The organism is Streptomyces sp. NBC_00569, assembly GCF_036345255.1.
Taxonomy (GTDB): domain Bacteria; phylum Actinomycetota; class Actinomycetes; order Streptomycetales; family Streptomycetaceae; genus Streptomyces.
The window spans coordinates 9072277-9092127 of record NZ_CP107783.1; the positions used below are offsets into that span (position 1 = coordinate 9072277).

14 protein-coding genes are annotated in these 19851 nt (G+C 70.4%); 5 read left to right on the forward strand and 9 right to left on the reverse strand.

What is annotated here, in order from left to right; genetic code table 11:
* The first annotated feature begins 34 nt into the window (after positions 1–34).
* Positions 35–2119: a SpoIIE family protein phosphatase gene (locus OHO83_RS40995; RefSeq protein WP_266666550.1), complete on the forward strand. Its 2085-nt coding sequence runs from the start codon at positions 35–37 to the stop codon at positions 2117–2119.
* A gap of 18 nt (positions 2120–2137) precedes the next feature.
* Here OHO83_RS40995 and OHO83_RS41000 read toward each other — a convergent pair whose 3' ends face one another.
* From OHO83_RS41000 to OHO83_RS41035, 8 genes are all read right to left on the reverse strand, one after another.
* Positions 2138–3178, reverse strand: a complete 1041-nt coding sequence (locus OHO83_RS41000; RefSeq protein WP_266666548.1) for an ABC transporter permease — start codon at positions 3176–3178, stop codon at positions 2138–2140.
* Positions 3175–4137: an ABC transporter permease gene (locus tag OHO83_RS41005; protein ID WP_266666546.1), complete on the reverse strand. Its 963-nt coding sequence runs from the start codon at positions 4135–4137 to the stop codon at positions 3175–3177. Before OHO83_RS41005 ends, OHO83_RS41000 begins: the two co-directional genes overlap by 4 nt.
* Positions 4130–5689: a sugar ABC transporter ATP-binding protein gene (locus OHO83_RS41010; protein ID WP_266666544.1), complete on the reverse strand. Its 1560-nt coding sequence runs from the start codon at positions 5687–5689 to the stop codon at positions 4130–4132. The genes OHO83_RS41005 and OHO83_RS41010 overlap by 8 nt, the downstream gene beginning before the upstream one ends.
* A 112-nt stretch (positions 5690–5801) precedes the next feature.
* A complete protein-coding gene (locus OHO83_RS41015) occupies positions 5802–6899 on the reverse strand; it encodes an ABC transporter substrate-binding protein (protein ID WP_326714660.1) in 1098 nt (365 codons plus the stop codon).
* Positions 6900–7091: 192 nt separating this feature from the next.
* Positions 7092–8204, reverse strand: a complete 1113-nt coding sequence (locus OHO83_RS41020; protein ID WP_266666540.1) for an aldose epimerase family protein — start codon at positions 8202–8204, stop codon at positions 7092–7094.
* A 262-nt stretch (positions 8205–8466) separates the two neighbouring features.
* Entirely contained in the window at positions 8467–9477 is a 1011-nt protein-coding gene (locus tag OHO83_RS41025; protein WP_266666538.1) for a LacI family DNA-binding transcriptional regulator, read from the reverse strand.
* A 438-nt stretch (positions 9478–9915) separates the two neighbouring features.
* Entirely contained in the window at positions 9916–12315 is a 2400-nt protein-coding gene (locus OHO83_RS41030; RefSeq protein WP_266666536.1) for a beta-L-arabinofuranosidase domain-containing protein, read from the reverse strand.
* Between the two features lie 147 nt (positions 12316–12462).
* On the reverse strand, positions 12463–15066 hold the full coding sequence (locus OHO83_RS41035) for a PA14 domain-containing protein (protein ID WP_266666534.1): 2604 nt from the start codon (positions 15064–15066) through the stop codon (positions 12463–12465).
* Between the two features lie 167 nt (positions 15067–15233).
* On the opposite strand from OHO83_RS41035, the gene OHO83_RS41040 reads away from it, so the two are divergent.
* From OHO83_RS41040 to OHO83_RS41050, 3 genes are all read left to right on the forward strand, one after another.
* A complete protein-coding gene (locus tag OHO83_RS41040; RefSeq protein ID WP_266666532.1) occupies positions 15234–15623 on the forward strand; it encodes a hypothetical protein in 390 nt (129 codons plus the stop codon).
* Between the two features lie 143 nt (positions 15624–15766).
* Positions 15767–17011 carry an MFS transporter gene (locus tag OHO83_RS41045; RefSeq protein WP_323186827.1) on the forward strand — a complete coding sequence of 415 codons (1245 nt, stop codon included), beginning with the start codon at positions 15767–15769 and terminating at the stop codon, positions 17009–17011.
* 178 nt (positions 17012–17189) lie between these two features.
* Positions 17190–18059: a helix-turn-helix domain-containing protein gene (locus OHO83_RS41050; RefSeq protein ID WP_266666530.1), complete on the forward strand. Its 870-nt coding sequence runs from the start codon at positions 17190–17192 to the stop codon at positions 18057–18059.
* 18 nt (positions 18060–18077) lie between these two features.
* Here the strand turns inward: OHO83_RS41050 and OHO83_RS41055 are convergent, their stop codons facing one another.
* Positions 18078–18410, reverse strand: a complete 333-nt coding sequence (locus tag OHO83_RS41055) for a DUF6233 domain-containing protein (RefSeq protein ID WP_266666529.1) — start codon at positions 18408–18410, stop codon at positions 18078–18080.
* A gap of 128 nt (positions 18411–18538) precedes the next feature.
* Here OHO83_RS41055 and OHO83_RS41060 point away from each other — a divergent pair, with 128 nt between their 5' ends.
* Positions 18539–19768 carry an MFS transporter gene (locus tag OHO83_RS41060; protein ID WP_330280626.1) on the forward strand — a complete coding sequence of 410 codons (1230 nt, stop codon included), beginning with the start codon at positions 18539–18541 and terminating at the stop codon, positions 19766–19768.
* Positions 19769–19851 lie beyond the last annotated feature (83 nt).

Sequence of the window (19851 nt, forward strand, 5' to 3'; positions counted from 1 at the left end):
CCTCGGACCCCGGCGATTCTGGGGAGGTGTCTGGATGGATGCGATCGGTTCGTCGCGGTCGAGCCTGACGGCGGGCACGGTATCCGAGCCCGGCGGCCTTCTGGACGCCCTGGCGGTTGCCGCGGTGATGGTCGACGCCCAGGGCCGGATCAGCCTGTGGAGCCCCCAGGCCGAGGAACTGTTCGGGTTCACCGCCGAGGAGGCGCTCGGGCAGCGTGCCGCGCAGCTTCTGGTCGCCCCGGAGAACGTCGACCTCGTCCTCGGCCTGTTCGCCGAGGTCATGGAGAGCGGCCGGAGCTGGGCAGGCGTCTTCCCCGTACGCCACAAGGACGGCAGCACCCGCCTGGTGGAGTTCCGCAACATGCGGCTCCACGACGAGCTCGGGGACGTCTACGCTCTGGGCATCGCCAGCGACCGTGCGCTCCTGCGCCGCGTCGAGCGGGACCTCGCGCTGTCCGTGCAACTCGTGGCCCAGTCGCCCATCGGGCTCGCGGTCCTGGACACGAATCTTCGCTACGTGATGGTCAACCCCGCGCTGGAACGTATCAACGCCCTGCCCGCCGAGCAGCACATCGGCCGCGGCGTCGGCGAGGCCCTTCCGTTCCTGGACACGGAAGCCATCACGTCCACGATGCGTCAGGTCCTGGCCACGGGCACCCCGGTCCTCAACGAATTCACCGTCGGCCGCCCTGGCGGCGCCGCCGACGTGGAACACGCCTGGTCGGTGTCCTACTACCGGCTGGACGACCCGGCGGGCCGCGTACTCGGCCTGGCGATCTCCGTGGTGGACGTGAGCGAACAGCACCGGGCCTCGCAGGAAGCCGCCCGGGCCCGCCGGCGTCTGGCCGTCATCGCCGACGCGTCGACGACCGTGGGCACCACGCTGGACGTCGAGCAGACCGCGCACGAACTGGCGTCGGTGGTCGTCTCCGAGCTGGCCGACGTGGCGGCGGTCGACATACTCGACGCCGTGCTCCAGGGCCGGCGCCAGGCCACACCGGCCGCCGGAGGGCCGGCTCTGTTCCGGGCGCTGGCGGTGACCGCGGCCTACTCCACCAACGCCCTCCACGCCGCCGACACCCCCGGGCAGATCGCCAGCTACGAGGCCGACCGGTACATCACCCAGTGCGTGACCACAGGGCGCCCCGTGCTGGTGAAGCATGTGAGCGAAGCGGACCTGCAGCGCATCGCGCCCGATCCGGAGTCCGCCCGGGTCCTGTCCCGCGCGGGACTTCACTCCTATCTGGCCGTGCCGCTCATCGCGCGCGGTGAAGTGCTGGGCGCGCTCGACCTGGGACGCGCGAGGAACGAGTTGCCGTTCGACGAGGACGATGTCGTCCTGGCCGGCGAACTGGCCGCCCGCGCGGCCGTCGCCATCGACAACGCCCGCTCGTACCAGAGCGAACGCCGCACCGCTCTCACCCTCCAGCGCCACCTGCTCCCGCCCAGGCCGCCGCGCAGGCCCGGTCTGGAGATCGCCTACCGCTACCAGCCCGCCCAGTCGGCCAGCGAGATCGGCGGCGACTGGTTCGACACCATCCCGGTGGCCGGGGACAAGACCGCCCTCGTCATCGGCGATGTCATGGGCAGCGGCATCAACGCCGCCGCCACCATGGGCCAACTACGCACCGCCACCCGCACATTGGCCGACCTCGACCTCGCACCGGCCGAAGTGCTCCGCCACCTCGACCACACCGCCGCCGAACTCGATCCCGCCTTCGCCACCTGCATCTACACCGTGTACGACCCGCACCGCGGCGAGGCCCGGATCGCCGTCGCGGGCCACCTGCCGCCCATCCTGGTCAGACCGGGCGGGCACCCCGAACTTCTCGACCTGCCCTCCGGAACACCCCTCGGCGTGGGCGACATCGCCTTCCAGGAGACGACCGTGAAGATGGAGTGCGGCGACCAACTCGTGCTCTACACCGACGGGTTGATCGAGACGCGCTCCGACGCCATAGACACCCGCATCAACACCCTGCTCGATCTGCTCTCCGACCCGCAGGGATCCCTGGACGAGGTCTGCGACCACCTCCTGGTCGCACTGCGCGATCAGGACGACCACGACGACGTGGCCCTCCTGATCGCCCGGGCCCGCCCACTGGGCACCTCGGGGTAAGGGCACGGTGTCCCTCGGTCACAACAACTGCCGCCTGCGGCCGAGCCACGTCTGCGCGATGACCACGACCGCCAGGAACGCGCCGCTGACGACCTGCTGGTAGGAGGAGTCGAGGGAGCCGATCTGGTTGATGACGTTCTGGATCACCTTCAGAAGCAGCACCCCGACCAGGGAGCCGCTGACGTAGCCGAGGCCGCCGGTCAGCAGCGTGCCGCCGATGACGACCGCGGAGATGGCCTCCAGCTCCATGCCGTTGCCGAGGATCGTGACGCCGGAGGCCAGCCAGGCGGCGTTGAGCGCGCCGGCCAGGCCCGCGAGGACGCCGGAGAGCGTATAGACAATGATCTTGGTGCGGGCCACGGGAGCACCCATCAGAGCGGCCGCGTCCTCGTTGCCACCGACCGCGTAGACGTGCTGGCCGAAGCGGCTGCGGCGCAGGACCACCGCGCCCGCCACGAACAGGAGCAGGGTGATCCACACGGGGTTGCCCAGGCCGAGGGTCGTGCCCTGACCGAGCTCCGCGAGGAACGAACCCTTGGCGACGAGATAGGTGTTGGCGCCCTCGTCGGTCAGGGACAGCATCAGGCCGCGCGCGCCCAGCATCGCGGCCAGCGTGACGATGAAGGGAGCGAGCCGCGAGCGGGCGATCAGCAGGCCGTTGACCACACCGATGAGACCGCAGACCGCCATCGGCAGCAGGAGTGCCACCAGGGTGCCGTACTGCGAACCCCACGCGGCCAGAACGCCGCCCAGAGCGAAGAGCGAACCGACGGACAGGTCGATGCCGCCGGTGATGATGACGAAGGTCATGCCGAGCGCGACGACCGCCAGGAACGCCGAACTCGTCGCCATGTTGGACAAGTTGTCCCCGGTGGCGAACGAGTCGAAGCTCAGTGACGCCACCGCCGACACGATCACGAGGACCGCCAGCGCGCCGTGCTGCTGGACCAGCGCGCTCAGCCGCTCGGAGCGGCTGCTGCCGACGGACTCGGCGCCGTCGGCAAGCTCCTTCTCCGTACGGGCCACGGCCTCTTCCGTTTCTGTCCTGGTCGCCGTCATCGCTTCCCCCGTCCGCGCGCCGCGTACACCGCCAGCACGATCACGATGGCCTGGGCGATCTGCGTCCACGAGGGCGGCAGATCGTGCTTGATGAGGGTGGCGGTGAGCAGTTGGATGAGGACGGCGCCCGCCACCGTTCCGGCGATGTTGACCCTGCCGCCGCTCAGGGGGGTGCCGCCGACCACCACCGCGGTGATCGCGGACAGCTCCATCAGATTGCCCAGCGACGTGGGGTCGCTGGCCTGGAGCCGCGCGGTCGCGAGCACACCCGCGACAGCGGCGAGGAGCGCGCATGCCACATAGACGAGCATCAGGACCCGGCGCACCGGCAGCCCCGCGAGCTTCGCCGCCGCCCGGTTGTCGCCGATGGCGAGCAACTGCCGCCCGAAGGTGGTGCGCCGGATGACGAAGGCCACCAGCAGCGCGAGCGCGGCGGCGATGACGATGAGGTACGGGACGCCGAGGACGTCACCCGAACCGAGCGAAGCGAGCGCAGGGTTGTGGAGGTCCTTGAGCTGCGGCAGCAGCACCAGGGCGATGCCGCGGCCGCCGACCATGAGGGCGAGCGTGGCCACGATCGGCTGGACGCCGACCCAGGCGACCAGCGCTCCGTTGGCCAGGCCCACCACGGCGGCGAACACGGCCACCGTGAGCAGGGCCGGCACGAGCCCGTACCCCAGATAGAGGGCCGTGACCGAGGCCGCGAGCGCCATGACGGCGCCCACGGACAGGTCGATGCCCTCGGTGCCGATGGCCAGGGCCATGCCGAGCGCGACGATGATCACGGGCGCGACCTGCACGGCCTGGGTCCGGAAGTTCTCGGCGGACAGGAAGTGCGGGGTCACGGCGACATTGACGACGAGCAGCACGGCCACGCCCGCGTACACGCCGTACGTCTGCATCCACTGCAGGACGCGGGCGCGGTCGAGGGCGGCCGGCCGTATCGCGGCCTCAGCCATGGCGGGTCACCTCCCCGGCGGCGCCGGGGGCGGGGCTGCCCGCCGCGATGGTCTGCATCAGCTTGTCCTCCGTGACGTCGTCGCCGGTCAGTTCGCCGACGACCGCGCCGTCCTTCAGCACGACCACGCGGTCGGACCCTTCGATGAGTTCCTCCAGGTCGGAGGAGATGAGCAGGACACCGAGGCCGTCCTCGGCCAGTTCGTCGACCAGTTTCTGCACCTCGGCCTTGGCGCCCACGTCGATACCGCGCGTGGGCTCGTCCAGGAGCAGCACCTTCGGGTTCATGGCCAGCCATCGGGCCAGCAGCACCTTCTGCTGATTGCCTCCGGACAGCTCACCGACCTTCTGGTACGGGGAAGAGGCCTTGATGCGGAGCCTCTTGACGAAGGTGTCCACGATCTTGTCGACCTGGGCCTCGGAGACCAGACCGAAGCGGGAGAGCCTCGGCAGCGCGGCCAGGGCGATGTTCTCGCGGACGGAGAGCCCGGGGACGATGCCCTCGCTCTTGCGGTCCTCGGGCAGCAGGCTGATGCCGGCGCGGATGGCGGCGGGCGTGGATCCCGCGCGCAGCGGGACGCCGGCCACCGTGACGCTGCCCGCCTTCGACGCCAGGGCGCCGGAGATCGCCTTCGCGGTCTCCGTGCGCCCCGACCCCAGCAGCCCTCCCAGACCGACGACCTCGCCGGGACGGATGTCCAGCGAGACGCCGTGCAGCTTATGAGGAACGGTCAGATCGCTTGCGCTGAGCACGGGTTCAGAGCCGGCGGCATGGTGGTCGCCGGTGAATTTGGTCAGGCCCTCACTGCGGACCTCACCCAGGTCACGCCCCAGCATCGTGGACACCAGGGTGAGCCGGTCCAGATCGGCGAGCGGTCCGGTGTGCACGCGGCAGCCGTCCCGCAGCACCGTCACCGTGTCGCACATCGCGTACAGCTCGTCGAGCCGGTGGCTGACGTAGATGACGGCGATCCCGTCGGCACGCAGCCGGCGGATCACCTCGAACAGGGTCTCCACCTCACGCGGTTCGAGGGAGGAGGTCGGCTCGTCCATGATGACGACACGCGCGTCGGTGGCGACGGCCCGGGCCAGGGCCACCATCTGCTGGGCGCCGACGCCCAGTGTCCGCAGCGGCTGCCGGACGTCCACCCACACCCCGTACGCGCGCAGCGTCTTCTCGGCCTCGCGGTGCATGCGGCCGAAGTCGAGCAGCCCGAACCGGTTGCGCGGCTCGCGCCCCAGGAAGAGGTTGCGGGCCACGCTCAACAGCGGGATGAGGTTGACCTCTTGGTAGATCGTGGAGATGCCCGCGTGCTGGGCCTCCAGCGGTGTGGCGAAGGAGACCGGGCTGCCCTGGAAGGTGATGTCTCCCGCGTCGGGCCGGTACACACCGGTGAGCACCTTGATGAGCGTCGACTTGCCGGCACCGTTCTCGCCGATCAGGGCGTGGACCTCACCGGCGTGCAGCGTGAGGTCCACACCGTCCAGGGCTCGGACACCGGGGAACGACTTGCTGAGTCCGCGGACGGTGAGGACTTCGGCGGAGGGAGCCACCTGTGCCTCCAGAGTGGGGTGAGGGCTAGGAGAGGAGAGGGGAGGGGAGCACGTACGGATCAGGGGCGGGGGCGGGCCGGAACCCCACCCACCCCGCCCGTCTGAAGCCGTGTCAGAAAGCCTTGCCGATGTCCGACTTGGCGTTCTTCGCGTCGTAGGCCCCGTCCTGGATGATGACGTCCTGGGGGACTTCCTTGCCCTGGGTGAACGTGTCGAGGGTCTGGAAGGCGAGCGGGCCGAAGCGCGGGTTGGACTCGATGACACCGCTGATCCAGCCGTCGACGATGCCCTGGACCGCGTTGCGCGTCCCGTCGACCGTCACGATCTTCACGTCACCGGCCTTCTTGCCGGCGCCCTTGAGCGCGGCGACCGCTCCGAGGCCCATCTCGTCGTTCTCGGCGTAGATCCCCTTGATGCCGGGCTTGGACTGGATCAGCTGCTCGGTGACCTGCTGGCCCTTCTCGCGGGCGAAGTCGCCGGTCTGCTGGAACACGACCTTGAGGTCCGGGGCCTTCTCCTTGATGCGGTCCTTGAAGCCCTTGGTGCGCTCGGTGGTGACGTTGTTGCCCGCGGCGCCGAGCAGGATCGCGACCTCGCCCTTGCCGCCGGTCGCCTCGATCATCTGGTCGGCGGCGCGCTTGCCCTGGTCGACGAAGTCCGACGCGATGAAGCTGACGTAGTCCTTGCACGCCGTGGCGTTGATCTTGCGGTCGATGGTGACGATGGGCACCTTCTTGGCCGCGGCGGCCTTCAGCACCGGCTCCCAGCCGTCCGAGTTGAGCGGGGCGATCACCAGCAGGTCGGCGCCCTTGGCGAGAAGGTCCTGCACATCGCTGATCTGCTTGGAGAACTGAGACTGGGCGTTGGCGGTGAGCAGCTTCAGGCCGCGCTTGCTCGCCTCGGCCTTGATCGAGGCCGTCTCCGCGATCCGGAAGGGGTTGGCCTCCTTCTCGGACTGGGAGAAGCCGACCGTGGCGTTCTTGAGGTCGAGCTTCTTGCCGCCGTACGCGTCGATCGTGCAGCCCTTGCTGCCGGGCTTCGGCGTGACGACCTTCTGGCCCGCGTCGGCTGCCGACGCGGAGGAGTCGGACTTGTTCGCGGCGTCGTCCTCGGACTTGGCGCAGCCGGAGGCGGTGAGGGCCATGGCGGCGGCCAGGGCCACGATCACAGGGCGGGCGGTGAGGTGACGGCGGTGGGCGAAGTGCTTCATGGTGACCCCGATCCGGGTGGCGCGGCGACGGAGAGTTGGCAGGGAGCAGCGAGGGCGGCGAGTATGCGGCTCGACGAGGCGAGAGCTTCGACTGGTCCGCCCGCAGGAGTTTTTACATCGTTGAAAGGAGGGTGTAAAGCCCTTGTGCGGGACGTGACCGCCCTGTGATTCGGGCGGGCCGCCCGACCGCGGTCAACGTGCGACCGCTGTGAGGTGCGGGAAGCCGAGTACGGTCCGGCTGCGCAGGGCCTGGTCCGGGCGCAGGACGGTGCTCGGATAGTCGGGACGGTTGGGGGAGTCGGGGAAGTGCTGCGTCTCCAGGCACAGGCCCGAGTGGGCGCCCAGCCTGCGGCCCAGCAAGTCGCCGAAGCCGCCGTCGAGTTGCTGTCCGGCGTAGACCTGGAGGCCCGGCTCGCTGGTGTGCACCTCGAGCACGCGCCCGCTGCCGGGGTCCTCCAGGCGGGCCGCACGGCGCAGGGCCGCCCGCCCCTCACCGCAGGGACGGTCGCGGTCGTCGAGCACCCAGCAGTGGTCGTAGCCGCCGGCTCGCGCCAACTGCTCGTCGGTGTCGGCGATCCGTGCGCCGATCCGCCGCGCCCGGGTGAAGTCGAACGGTGAGCCGGCCACCGGTGCCGGTGCCCCGGGGAGCGGGAGGCCCGTCGCGTCGATGGGCAGATACGCGGCGGCGTCCACCGTCAGCAGGTGGTCGAGTACTCCTCGGTCCGGGTTGCCGGAGAGGTTGAAGTAGGCGTGGTGCGTCAGATTGACGGGCGTGGGGCGGTCGGTGACGGCGTGGTAGTCGAGCGTCAGGGATCCGTCGGACGCGAGGGTGTACGTGACGGACACCTGGAGCGAACCGGGAAAGCCCTGGTCGCCGTGCGGACTGTCCAGGCTCAGCCGCACACTCGCGGCGCCGTCCGGCCGTTCGCACGGCTCGGCACGCCACAACCGGCGGTCGAACCCGTCTGCTCCGCCGTGCAGCGAGTTGCCCCGGTCGTTGCCGGGGATGTGGTGCCGCGTTCCGTCCAGCGTGAACGTGCCCGCGGCGATGCGGTTGGCGAACCGCCCCACCACGGCGCCGAGATACGCGCCGTGGGTGGCGTAGTGCTTCACGTCGGGGAGGCTCAGGACGACCTCGGCGGGCGGCCGGCGTTCGGGGCCGGGGACGCGCAGGGAGTGCAGTACGGCGCCGTACGTCAGCACGGCGGCCTCGACTCCGCTCGCACTGCGCAGGGTCCAGCGTTCGACCGGGAGGCCCGAGGGGGTGGCGCCGAAGGGTGCCGGGAAGGGGACGGCGAAAGACATGGGCTCCTCGCGGGGGTGAGGGCCGGGCTCTGTCCGGCGCCGGACGCGGGCGATGCCGGCGGGGCGCCGACGGAGCCGGAGACCGGCAGCTGCGGACGCCTGGACATTACAACGTTGTAAGGGGCCGGTACAGGTATCTGCTCAGGTCTTTCGATATCCGTCGGTCACCGGCGGATGCCCGGTCGGGAATTCCGGCGGGAAGTCCCCCTGCCGGCGGAACGGGCACGCGCTCCCGCCGCCCTGCCTGCGTGCTCCGCCCTGCCTACGTGCTCCGCCCCAGCGTGCTCTCGCGCGCGATGAGCCGGTAGTCCGCCCAGACACGGCGGGGTTCGGGCGCCTGGCCGCTGAGCCGGGCGAGGACCGACTCCACCGCCATCCGCGCGATGGCCTCCTTGTCCGGCGACACGGAGGTGAGCGTGACCGCCCCGAAGTGCCCCTCGACGACGTCGTCGAAGCCGACCACGGCGACGTCCTCGGGTACGCGCATGCCGCGTTCCGACAGCACCCGCATCGCTCCGATGGCGATGGGGTCGTTGTACGCGAACACGGCGTCGGGCCGGCGCCCCGTCTCCAGGATCCGGGTCATCGCCGCCGCGCCGTCCGCGTGCCCCCACCCTTCGGTCGTCGCGATCAGCCCGTCGTCCACGGACAGGCCTGCCGAGAGAAGCTCCTCGCGCCACCCCTGAAGACGCAGATGGGCGGGTTGGCTGTGGCCGCGGCGCGCACCGATGAACGCCACCTCGCGACGCCCCAGATCGATGAGATGGCGCACGGCGGTACGGGCCGCCGCGACGTTGTCCACCGCGATGTGGTCGTAGGGCAGGTCGTAGTGGCGCTCGCCGAGCAGGACCAGAGGCACGTTCTCCGTGCGCTCACGGAGGTCCTCCGCCTCCAGCTCGATGGGGCTGAGGATCAGGCCGTCGATGACGCGGGCGCGGAAACCCTGGCTGACCAGGACCTCCTGTTCGCGCCGGCCGCCCGTGTGGTCCAGGAGCACGATGTAGTCGTGCAGGGCGGCGGCGTCGATCACCGCGGCCGCGAGCTCGGCGAAGTACGGGTTGCCCAGCTCGGGAAGGGCGAGGGCGATGATGCCCGTCCGCCCCTGACGCAGGTGCCGCGCGGTGAGGTTGGGCCGGTAGCCGAGCTCGTCGATGGCCTGCTGCACCCGCTCGCGCATCGCGGGTGTGACGTGCTGGTAGTTGTTCACCACATTCGAGACGGTCTTGATCGACACGCCCGCACGCGCGGCGACGTCCTTGAGGCTGACCCGCACAACATTCCTTCCGGTGGCCTGCCGGGCACCGGGACCGTTGCGTGCCCGCACGGCGCCGGAGCCATGGCCCCGGCGCAAAGGCTCTGGAGCCGGGCTTGCAACGTTATACGTCCGCATGGCGAAGAGTGGCAAGAGGAGCGGACCTACCCGGCACCGGCAGCCGGACCAGCAGCGGAAGCGGACCCGGGCACACCGGACGCCCGACGCACCGGACGCACGACGCACAGCACGCCCTACGCGCAGGACTCCCGATGCACGGGACCCCGGCACGCCGACCCCTGACACGGGGGACGCCGGCACACCGGTTCCCGACAGGCCCGGGCATGCCGACCCCTGACACACAGGAGTACCGGCACACGGACCCCGGCACACGGTCCCCGGCGCACCGACGCCGTGGCGCGCCGGGATACCCCTGGCGCGCCACGATCGGTCACGACGTCAGAGCAGCCGCCACAAGTGGTCGTCCGTCCCGTTGTCGTCGAACTGGACGACCTGCGCGCTGTCCGCCGTCGACATCCCGTCCACGCCGAGGACCTTGCCGCTGTTCTTGTTGCGGATCCGGTACCACCCGTCCCCGCTGTCGACGAGCGCCCACAGATGGTCGGCGGTGCCGTTGTCCTCGTACTGGACGACGTGTGCGCTGTCCGCCGTGGACATCCCGTCGACCCCGAGGACCTTTCCGCTCTGGCCGTTACGGATCAGATGCCAGCCGTCGCCCTTGTCGACGAGCTGCCACGCGTGGTCGCCCGTACCGGAGTTGGCGAACTGTACGACGCGGGCGCTGTTCTCCGTCGACATGCCGTCGACCGCGAGAACCTTCCCGCTGTGCTTGTTGGCGATGCGCCGGAACGCGGGCTCCGGCGTCCATGCCCTGCCGTCGGGCGAGGCCTGGGGAAACGCCGTGATCCGCAGCCGGGCCGCGCCCATCGGGACGAGTGTCACGGTCTCGACGGGCGCGTCGCTGCGGGCCGGTCCGCTCTGCAGGGGCGCGACGACGTGCTCGTCGTCCGCGACCCACTCCTCGATGCGACGGGCGCGCGCGGTGATGTGCACCGGAGTCGTTCCGTGGGTGAACGGGTTGTCCCCGACCGGCCCGTCGTCGCGCCGGAACGAGAGCCCGGCGTCGGGCGACAGGCCGTAGTTCCAGGCGGAGGTCGCGTGCACCTCGTAGTGGGGGAACGTGTCGTCGCCCGCGTAGCGCTCGTACTGCTCGCCGATCTTCAGGGAGTAGGTGAGCGGTCCGTGGTCGACGCTGACGGCGTCGTGGTGGTCGGGCCACTGGCGTACGGAAGTGTGCTGCGGCAGGCGCAGCGTCACCACGTCCCCGTCGTGCCAGGTCCGCTCCACCTCGGCCCAGACAGGCCCGTCCTCGGCCGCCAGACGCTTGCCGTTGACGCGGAGCTCGGGCCCGCGGCACCACCCCGGGATACGCAGCCGGAGAGGGAAACGCACCGGCTTCGGGGTGGAGAGCCTGAACTCGACGGTCTCGGTGAAGGGGTAGCCGGTCTCCTCGACGATGGTCACCCAGGTGCCGCCGGCGACCCGCGTACGGACCGTGCAGGGGGCGTACATGGCGGCGGCGAGCCCGTCGCCGGGCGTCGCGAGCCACAGCTCCTCGGTGAAGTAGGGCCAGCCCATGCCGTAGTTGTGCGGGCAGCAGCGGTACTGGTCGACGCCGGGCTGCAAGGACTGCATGGCGAAGCCGTTCTGGAACTGCCCTTGTGTCTTCGGGGTGTTGTCCAGGTCGACGCTGTTGGCGCTGGTGACGTAGTGCAGGGACTTGCCCTGCGGGTCGAGTGCGGCGGGCAGCATGTTGAACGCGAGTTCCTCGCAGCGGTCCGCCCACACCGGGTCACCGGTGATGCGTGTGAGCAGTTCATGGCTGGCCATGAACTCGACGATCCCGCAGGTCTCGAAGCCCTGACGGGGGTCGCCGAAGCCGGGCCGGTAGTTCTCGTCGCCCGCCATGCCGCCGCCGGGGAACTGGCCGTACGCACCCATCACGGCGTCGTAACCGCGGTAGGTGGCCCGGGTCAGCTCGGCCGAGCCGGTGAGCTGTGCGTACTGGGCCGGCTCACGGAATCCCTGGGCGATGTTCACGTTGTGGCGCGAGGGCGTGCCGCCCGTCCAGTCCGCCCCGAGGGTGTGCATCTTGCCCGCCAGATCGAGGAGGAACTTCTCCCCGGTACGGCGGTACAGCCACACCACGATGTCGAGTCCGTCGCCCCAACGGTACGAAACCCAGCTGGAGTTGAAGGCTCCGGCTCCCTGGGCGTTCATGAAACGCAGGAAGCGTGTGACGAACGGGACGACGCGCCGGTCGCGCGCGTACTCCTCGTAGGTCCGCAACGCCATCAGCAGCGGCAGGAACGGCCAGAAGTCCGGACCGCCGTTGAGCGAGGTGCGCAGCGCGCGCGGGCCGAAGAAGCCGTCGCTCTCCTGCGTGGCGAGGATGGCGTCGATCCACTCGCGCGAACGGGCCAGGGCGTGCTCGTCACCGGTGGCGACGGCGAGCGGTACGTAGCCGCGCAGCCAGTACGGCAGTTCCTCCCATGCGCCGCGCTCGGGGTGCACCCAGCCGGTGTTGTCGAAGTCCAGGAAGTGGGAGAGGTCCTCGTACCGGCCGCACAGCCCGTCGAGCTGGAGTTTCAGCTGTCCGGCGAGCCAGCCACGGGCGGTGACACTGCCGGAGGGCAGTTTCCGGAACGCGTCCGGGAGCAGCGTGCCGGCCGACGGGCGTGAAGCCGCCGCCGCGGACGTGGCGAACGGGCCACCGAGGGCCGCGGCGCCCAGGCCCAGGGCGCCGGCACCGAGAAGAGCGCGTCTGCTGACAGGCATGCGGGTGCTCCTGTTCGGGGGGGGGTACGAGGTACGAGGGGTGGGGATGCGAAGGGCCGCGCTCGCGCAAGAAGGGCGAGCCGCGCCCCGGTCCCCCTTCCGCCCGACGGAGCGCGGAAGGGGGACCGGTCACATGTCAGACCGTGCTCAGCTGCCGGAACAGCCGGCCACGGTCGCCTGCGAAGCGTCGCGGATCAGCGCGTCCTGCGCCGCCTTCACCCGCTTCACATCCGGCTTGACGATCTTGCGGTCGTACGTCACCAGGCCGTTGAGCTCACCCTCGACGTCCGAGATCTGCGTGTACACGGCGCCGTTGCTGCCCTGGCAGGCCAGCTTGTGCACCTCGGCGAGCCGCGCGAGGTAGTCGTCCGTGTACTTCGCCGGGTCGACGTCCACGTACGACTGCTGCACCGCCCAGGCGTGACCGGGCACCGCGAGGCCGAGTCCGCCGTACTCGCCGCTGACCAGAGCGCGCTTGCCGTCGGGGTGCGGCGGCAGGGCCGGGCTCGGGTAGCCGTGCTCGTCCATGATGTCGCCGGTCCCGCCGTCCGCCCCGAGGTTGAGGCCCGACATGTTGTTGACCAGCCGCGTCGGGTCCCAGGCCTTGGCCTGCTCGGCGATGCGGCCCACGTCGTACTGGCCCCAGCCCTCGTTGAAGGTGACCCACATGACCACCGAGGGGTGGCTGCTGTGCTGGTCGATCATCGTCTTCATCTCGCGCTCGTACTCGGCGCGCGCGGCCGCGTCCGGCGCCGCGCTCATGGCCGGCATGTCCTGCCACACCATCAGACCCAGCTTGTCCGCCCAGTAGAACCAGCGGTCGGGCTCGACCTTGATGTGCTTGCGGACCGAGTTGAAGCCCATCTGCTTGTGCATCTTCAGGTCGTAGGCCAGCGCCTCGTCCGTCGGTGCGGTGTGCAGTCCGTCGGGCCAGAAGCCCTGGTCGAGCGTGGCCATCATGAAGACGGGCTTGCCGTTGAGGAGGGTGCGCGGCGTGCCGTTCACCTTCTCCACGGAGATGGAGCGCATCCCGAAGTAGCTGCCGACGCTGTCCTTGCCGACGTTCACCTTGAGGTTGTAGAGGAACGGGTCGTCGGGCGACCACAGATGCGCCTTGTCGATCTTCAGGGTCAGCGGCGCGCCGGTGACCCCGCTCGCCGTGGCGACCCTGCGCTTGCCGTCGTACGCCGTCGCCGTGACCGGCACTCCGTCCCGAACGCCCTTGGCCTCGACGGTGGCCTTGCCCGCAGCGACGTCCGGGGTGATCTTGAGGTCGGCGGCGTGATCGGCCGCGACCGGCTCCATCCACACGGTCTGCCAGATGCCGGAGGAGGGGGTGTACCAGATGCCGCTCGGGTCGAGGCGCTGCTTGCCGACCGGCGGGTTCTCGCCGCCCTGCGCGTCCGTCGGGTCGTAGACGCCGACGATCAGCTCCTGGGTGCGCCCCGGCTTCAGCGCGTCCGTGACGTCGGCGCTGAACTTGTCGTAGCCGCCCTTGTGTTCGGCGACCTTGGTTCCGTTGACGTACACCTCGGACTGCCAGTCGACGGCGCCGAAGTTCAGCTGGAGGCGCTTGCCGTCACCGACCTTCCAGCCCGCGGGAACCGTGAAGGTGCGGCGATACCACATGCGGTCCTCGTGGCGCTCGATGCCGGAGAGCTGCGACTCGACCGGGTAGGGCACGAGGATCTTCTCGCCGAGCTGCTTGCCGACCGGCGGCTTGTCACTGGACTTCGCCGCGGCGAACTGCCACTCGCCGTTGAGGTTCTGCCAGGCGTCCCGCGTGAGCTGCGGGCGCGGGTACTCGGGGTGGGCGTTCTTCGGCCCCACCTCGTCGGCCCACTTGGTGCGCAGCTCGTACTCGGAGTCGTTCGGGCCGCTGCTCCAGAACTGGCCGACGGCCTTGTCGCCGGTGCTGGTCAGCCCGCCCTTGCCGTCGTACGTGACGTCGGCCTGGCCGGACGCGCCGCCGCCCTTCTTGCCCACGACCGGCTCCTTGAGCCCGACGAGCAGGGTGCGGGGGTCGGCCGGGTCGGCCTTGATCGTGGAGAGCGGCCACTGGGCGCCGCCGATCACGGCCTGGAGGTGATCCGCGAGGCCGGCCGGCGGGGCCGCGAGGGACTGCGCGAAGTCGAGCTTGAGGGTACGGCCGTCCTTGAGGACGGTCGTGGATATCGCCCCGTCGTAGTCCCAGCCGTCGGGCAGCCGGAAGGCGGAGGAGGGAATCGCCTCCTTGGTCTCGCCCGGCTCGGTCCAGCGCAGATGGAGGTTCGAGCCGCCGAAGTGCTCGAAGTACTCGACCTTGATGTCGTACGGCTTGCCGGCCGTCAACTCGACGGGCTGGGAGGTCTGTTCCTTGTCCCAGTCGTCGACCCAGTGGTCGATGGCCAGCTTGCCGTCGACCCAGAGCCGGAAGCCGTTGTCGCCGGTGATGGAAAACGTTGTCGCGCCGGTCTTCTCCGGTACGACCTTGCCCGTCCAGCGCACACTGGCGTCGTCGGCCTGGCCGGTGGCCGTCCGCAGCCGCGGCTCGAGGGTGTCGAAGTCGAGTTTCGGGTCGAAGCCGGTGGCCTTGAGTTCGTGGAAGTCGAAGGCTCCCGAGGCGGACTGGGTGTAGTACTCGCCCTTCAGGCCGTGGGGTTCGACCGGGTCGTCGGCCGCTGTCGCCGACGGTGACACGGTGAGTGCCGCGAGGCCCAGTCCCGCGGCCAGCAGCATGGCCAGTCGGCCTCTGAGTCGTTTGGTGCGCACGAATCCTCCTTGACTGAGGAAGGGGGGCGGCTCGTCGCCTGCGTTTGTACAACGTTGGAAGGAGCGGGCAGTTGGCATGACAGCACGCACTCAGGTGCGCTGTCCAGGGTCATGACAAGACGCCCCTCGGTCACCGCGAGGGCCGGCGGGGATCAGCGCACGCCCACATGCGTGACATCTGGGGCGACCCGAAGCGCGGCGCCGTCCCCGTCAACTGGACGGTCAGCCCCGTGCTCGCCGACATCGGACCCGGGCTTCTGGCGTACTACCAGGAGACCGCCACCGGAAACGACCTGCTGATCGCGGGCCCCTCGGGCGCGGGTTACACCTATGCCGGTTCCTGGCCCGAGAAGGCGCTCGACGCGTACACGGAACTCACCGGGCAAGGGACGCTGCACGACTATCGGCGCGACGCCCACAACTCGCGGCGTTCATCAGTGCAGGGTCATCCGAATGCTGGGCGCGTGCATCCGGTGGTCAGGCGTTTTTGCTGGAAGATAGAGACAGAGCCCCGCTCGGCCCACCCCCCCCGGCCGGGCGGGGCTCGCTCTGTGTGAGCGGGCCCCGCGGTGGAGATTGTGCGTGCGGGCTCCCCCAGTGGTTCTTCGTCGACGGCATTGCGCAATCCTCTTGCTATTGCAAGTAAGTTGCAACAAGCTGTTCCGGTCCTTACTGCCTGCCCAGGACGCGGAGCCACGCCATGCCCGTCATGCCCCAGCTGATGCCCGAAGCGGGACCCCGGCGCGTCATCGCCGCATCGAACTTCGCCAACACGGTCGGCAGCGGCCTCTATCTGACCGCCGGCGTCCTGTACTTCACCCAGGACGTCCGTCTCCCCGCGACGCAGGTGGGACTCGGACTCGGTGTCGCCGGCTTCGCCTCGCTCGCCACGGGCATAGCCGCGGGCCACCTCGCGGACAGGCGCGGAGCGCGCGGCGTCTACGCGGCGACCATCCTCGTGCAGGCGCTGGCGACGGCAAGTTTCTCCCTGGTGGGCAGCTTCTGGCCGTTCGTCCTGGCCGTCTGTGCCGCGACCGGGGCGCAAGCGGCGGGACGGGCCGCGCGCAGCCCGCTCATCAGGCACTTCGGCGGGGACCGGCCGCAGGAGTACCGCGCCTACCTCCGGGCCGTCACCAACATCGGCATCTCCCTCGGCGCGCTGCTGGCGGGCTGGGCCCTCCAGGTGGGCACCCACACCGCGTACCAACTCCTGGTCATCGGCAACGCGATCGCCTTCGGCGCCTCCGCGGCCATCCTGCTCCTCCTGCCTCCGGTCGCTCCGGAACCCATGGCCGCCGGCCCCCGCTGGGTCGCGCTGCGGGACCGGCCCTACCTCCTCCTCACGGCGCTGGACGGCATCATGGCGATCCAGTTCAAGGTGCTCACGGTGGCCATTCCGCTGTGGCTGGTCGTCGCCACGAGCGCACCGCGCTGGCTCATCTCGGGCACGATGCTCGTCAACACCGTCATCGTCATCGCCCTTCAGGTACGGGCCAGTCGCGCCATCGACTCCCCGGCGGCGGGTGGTGGCGCGTACCGGCGGGCAGGCGTGGTCTTCCTCGTCTCCTGTTCGCTGATCTCGCTGTCCGCGGGCGTCCCGGCATGGGCCGCCGTGACGCTCCTCATGGCCGCGGTGGTCGTCCACACGGTCGGCGAACTGTGGCACTCCGCCGCGGGGTTCGAGGTGTCCTTCGCCCTCGCCCCCGAGCGGGCCACCGGCCAGTACCTCGGCGTGTTCGGTCTGGGCGCGGGCCTGGCGGACGCGCTCGGCCCCAGCCTGCTGATCGCGCTGTGCATCACGTGGGGCCGGCCCGGCTGGTACGTCGTCGGCGCCCTGTTCACCGTCACCGGACTGGCGGCCCCCTTGGCCGTGCGCTGGGCTCAACGGCCCGTGTCCGCACGGGAGATGCCCCTCCAAGTGGGGCGGCCCGTTTCGCGGGTCTGAAATGCGACCCGGTAATCCCGTCTGAAATGCGACGGGGTAATCCCGGCCGGCGGAGCGATCCCTCGAGCGGACGTCGGACCAGCCGGGTGAATCGAATGAGTTCCTTCCTGGGACGGAAACATCCTGGGAGGAAACTCTCCCCCTCACCCGGCGCGCGGCCGGTGCGAGACTGATGGTCATGACCCGCGACGCACACCGCAATGAACTGGGCGAGTTCCTCAAGGCCCGGCGCGCAGAGCTCAGCCCCCGCACGGTGGGGCTGCCCGAAAGCGGTGGGCCGCGGCGTGTGGCGGGACTGCGCAGGGAAGAGGTCGCGCAGCTGGCCTCGATCAGCACCGACTACTACACCCGCCTGGAGCAGGGGCGCATACAGGCGTCGGCGCCCGTCCTCGGCACGCTGGCGCGCGTCCTGCACCTGGACGACGATCGGCACGACTGCCTCTTCGGGCTGGCGGGGAAGAGCCCCGGTCGGTCCTGGAAGCGCACGCGGCAGAAGGTCCAGCCGCAATTGCAGCGCCTTCTGGACGACCTGAATGCCACCCCGGCCATCGTGATGGGCCGGCGTATGGACGTTCTCGCGTGGAATTCGCTCGCTGCCGCACTGGTCACGGATTTCGGCCGGATCCCGGAAAGGCAGCGCAATTACGTCCGGATCATTTTCACCGACCCGGCCATGAGGGCCTTGTACGCGGACTGGGAGACGGTCGCGCGTACCAGCGTTGCCCAGCTGCGCATGGAAGCCGCCAAGTATCCCGACGATCCGCGGCTGACGGCTCTGGTCGGTGAACTGTCGGTGCAGGACGCGGACTTCCGCCGGTGGTGGGCCGCACACAACGTCGCCACGCTGCGGGTCGGGACCAAGGTGCTCCACCACCCCGTCGCCGGTGACCTCACGCTCGACCGGGACACCCTGACCGCGAGCACCGACCCCGACCAGCAGCTCGTGGTCTGGACTGCCGAGGTCGGCACGCCCAGCCATGACGGGCTGCGCATTCTCGCGTCCTGGGCGGCGGATCACCCGGAGGCGGCCTCGGCGACGGCACGCTGACGGACGCCCGCCACCGGGTCAGTCCAGCACTCCGAGCACCCCGTCGGGGTGGCAGTGCGGACAGGGCGGCACCTGTTCCCACAGTGCGCGGCGCGCCTGGTCGTCCGTGACGCCTCGTGACCGTTTGCCCGCCATGTGGCAGCCGCCGACGTGCACGTACACAGGCGCGCGTCCGCCGAGCCCCATCTCGATCAGCCAGTCGGGGGCCGGCGGCCGGTCCCGTTCGCCGCGCTGCTTCTCGGCTTCCTGCCGCTCCGCCTCCGCGATCTTGCGGCGCACCCTGTCCAGGGACAGCACGAGCCATGTCTCCAGCGTGCGGAGCCGTGGCAGGTCGGGCGGCAGTTCGGACATGTGTTCGAGTCTACGACGGTCGACTCTCCGACGGTTTCCGGCCAGGCGGTGCGCCCGTCAAATGGCCCAAGCGCAAGGCCATGAATTGCCCCACAAGGGTGGGCCGCTGTGCGCGTACCGTCCATGGCATGCCGAACCTGCTGCCGCCCGCCGGCCCTCAACGCACCCTCGCCCTGGCCCAGTTGAGCAACTCGCTCGGCGACGGCGCCTACTACGTCACCTCGGCGCTCTACTTCACTCACGTCGTCGGCCTCGCGCCCGCCAGGATCGGCCTCGGCCTCACCGTCGCCTGGGCGGTCGGCTCGGTCGTCGGGGTGCCGCTCGGCAGGATCGCGGACCGCCGGGGCCCGCGCGGAACGGCGGTGCTGCTCGCCCTCGCGACCGGCGCCGCGGTCGCCTCGTTCCTGGCCGTACGCGATTTCTTCCCCTTCCTCGTGGCCGCCTGTCTCTACGCGAGCGCGCAGTCGGGACTCGCGGCCGCCCGTCAGGCGCTGCTCGCCGGTCTCGTGGCCAAGGAGGACCGCACGGGCGCGCTCGCCCATCTGCAGTCGACCCTCAACGCGGGTCTGGCGGTGGGCGCGGCGCTCGGCGGCCTCGCACTGTCCGCCGGGACGAGGTCGGCGTATCTCACGGTCTTCGCGATCGATGCCCTGAGTTTCGTCCTCTGTGCGCTCGTCCTGCTGCGGCTCCCGGCCGTCGCGCCGGCACCGGCCGTCCGGGGAGCGAAGCTCGAAGTGCTGAGGGACCGGCCCTACGCCGCCGTGACGCTCCTCAACACCGTCCTTCTCCTGCGGATGCCGCTGCTCAGCCTCGGGCTCCCGCTGTGGATCAACGAGCGCACCCACGCCCCCACATGGCTCGTCTCCGCGCTCTTCATCCTCAACACCGGCGCCGTGATGCTCTTCCAGGTCCGCACGGCCCGCTCGGTCTCGGGCCTCTCCACGGCGGCCCGCGCCATCCGCCGGTCGGGCGTGCTCATGCTGCTGGCCTGCGGTGTCTTCGCCGCCTCGGCCGCCGGCTCGGTCTGGGCGGCGGCCGCCGCCCTGGTCGGCGGGTCGGTGCTCCTGGTCGCCGCCGAGATGCTCCAGTCGGCCGGATCCTGGCAGCTCGGCTTCGATCTCGCCCCGGCCGGACGCATCGGCGAGTACCAGGGCTTCTTCGGTACGGGCGTCACCGTCGCCCGCACGCTGGGCCCGTTGCTGCTCACCGCGCTGCTGCTGGGGATGGGCGCGACCGGATGGCTGCTGCTCGGCGGTCTGATCCTGGCGGCGTCGTACGCGCTGGGGCCGGTGGCGCGGTGGGCGGCGAAAACGCGCCAAGATCCGGCGCCGGTACCGATCACGGCCTCGACGGCGTGACCTCGATGCCGCCCACGGGTAGGCCCACGTCGTCCGACGTGGCAAGCGTGACCGGCGCTCCGTCACCCCGCAGTCCCCCGAAC

Excerpts from the sequence above, each read along its gene's own strand:
- OHO83_RS41020 (WP_266666540.1), bottom strand. The coding sequence starts at position 8,204 with ATGTCTTTCGCCGTCCCCTTCCCGGCACCCTTCGGCGCCACCCCCTCG.
- OHO83_RS40995 (WP_266666550.1), top strand. The coding sequence starts at position 35 with ATGGATGCGATCGGTTCGTCGCGGTCGAGCCTGACGGCGGGCACGGTA.
- OHO83_RS41000 (WP_266666548.1), bottom strand. The coding sequence starts at position 3,178 with ATGACGGCGACCAGGACAGAAACGGAAGAGGCCGTGGCCCGTACGGAG.
- OHO83_RS41045 (WP_323186827.1), top strand. The coding sequence starts at position 15,767 with ATGCCCGTCATGCCCCAGCTGATGCCCGAAGCGGGACCCCGGCGCGTC.
- OHO83_RS41015 (WP_326714660.1), bottom strand. The coding sequence starts at position 6,899 with ATGAAGCACTTCGCCCACCGCCGTCACCTCACCGCCCGCCCTGTGATC.
- OHO83_RS41060 (WP_330280626.1), top strand. The coding sequence starts at position 18,539 with ATGCCGAACCTGCTGCCGCCCGCCGGCCCTCAACGCACCCTCGCCCTG.
- OHO83_RS41030 (WP_266666536.1), bottom strand. The coding sequence starts at position 12,315 with ATGCCTGTCAGCAGACGCGCTCTTCTCGGTGCCGGCGCCCTGGGCCTG.
- OHO83_RS41005 (WP_266666546.1), bottom strand. The coding sequence starts at position 4,137 with ATGGCTGAGGCCGCGATACGGCCGGCCGCCCTCGACCGCGCCCGCGTC.
- OHO83_RS41040 (WP_266666532.1), top strand. The coding sequence starts at position 15,234 with ATGCGTGACATCTGGGGCGACCCGAAGCGCGGCGCCGTCCCCGTCAAC.
- OHO83_RS41055 (WP_266666529.1), bottom strand. The coding sequence starts at position 18,410 with ATGTCCGAACTGCCGCCCGACCTGCCACGGCTCCGCACGCTGGAGACA.
- OHO83_RS41050 (WP_266666530.1), top strand. The coding sequence starts at position 17,190 with ATGACCCGCGACGCACACCGCAATGAACTGGGCGAGTTCCTCAAGGCC.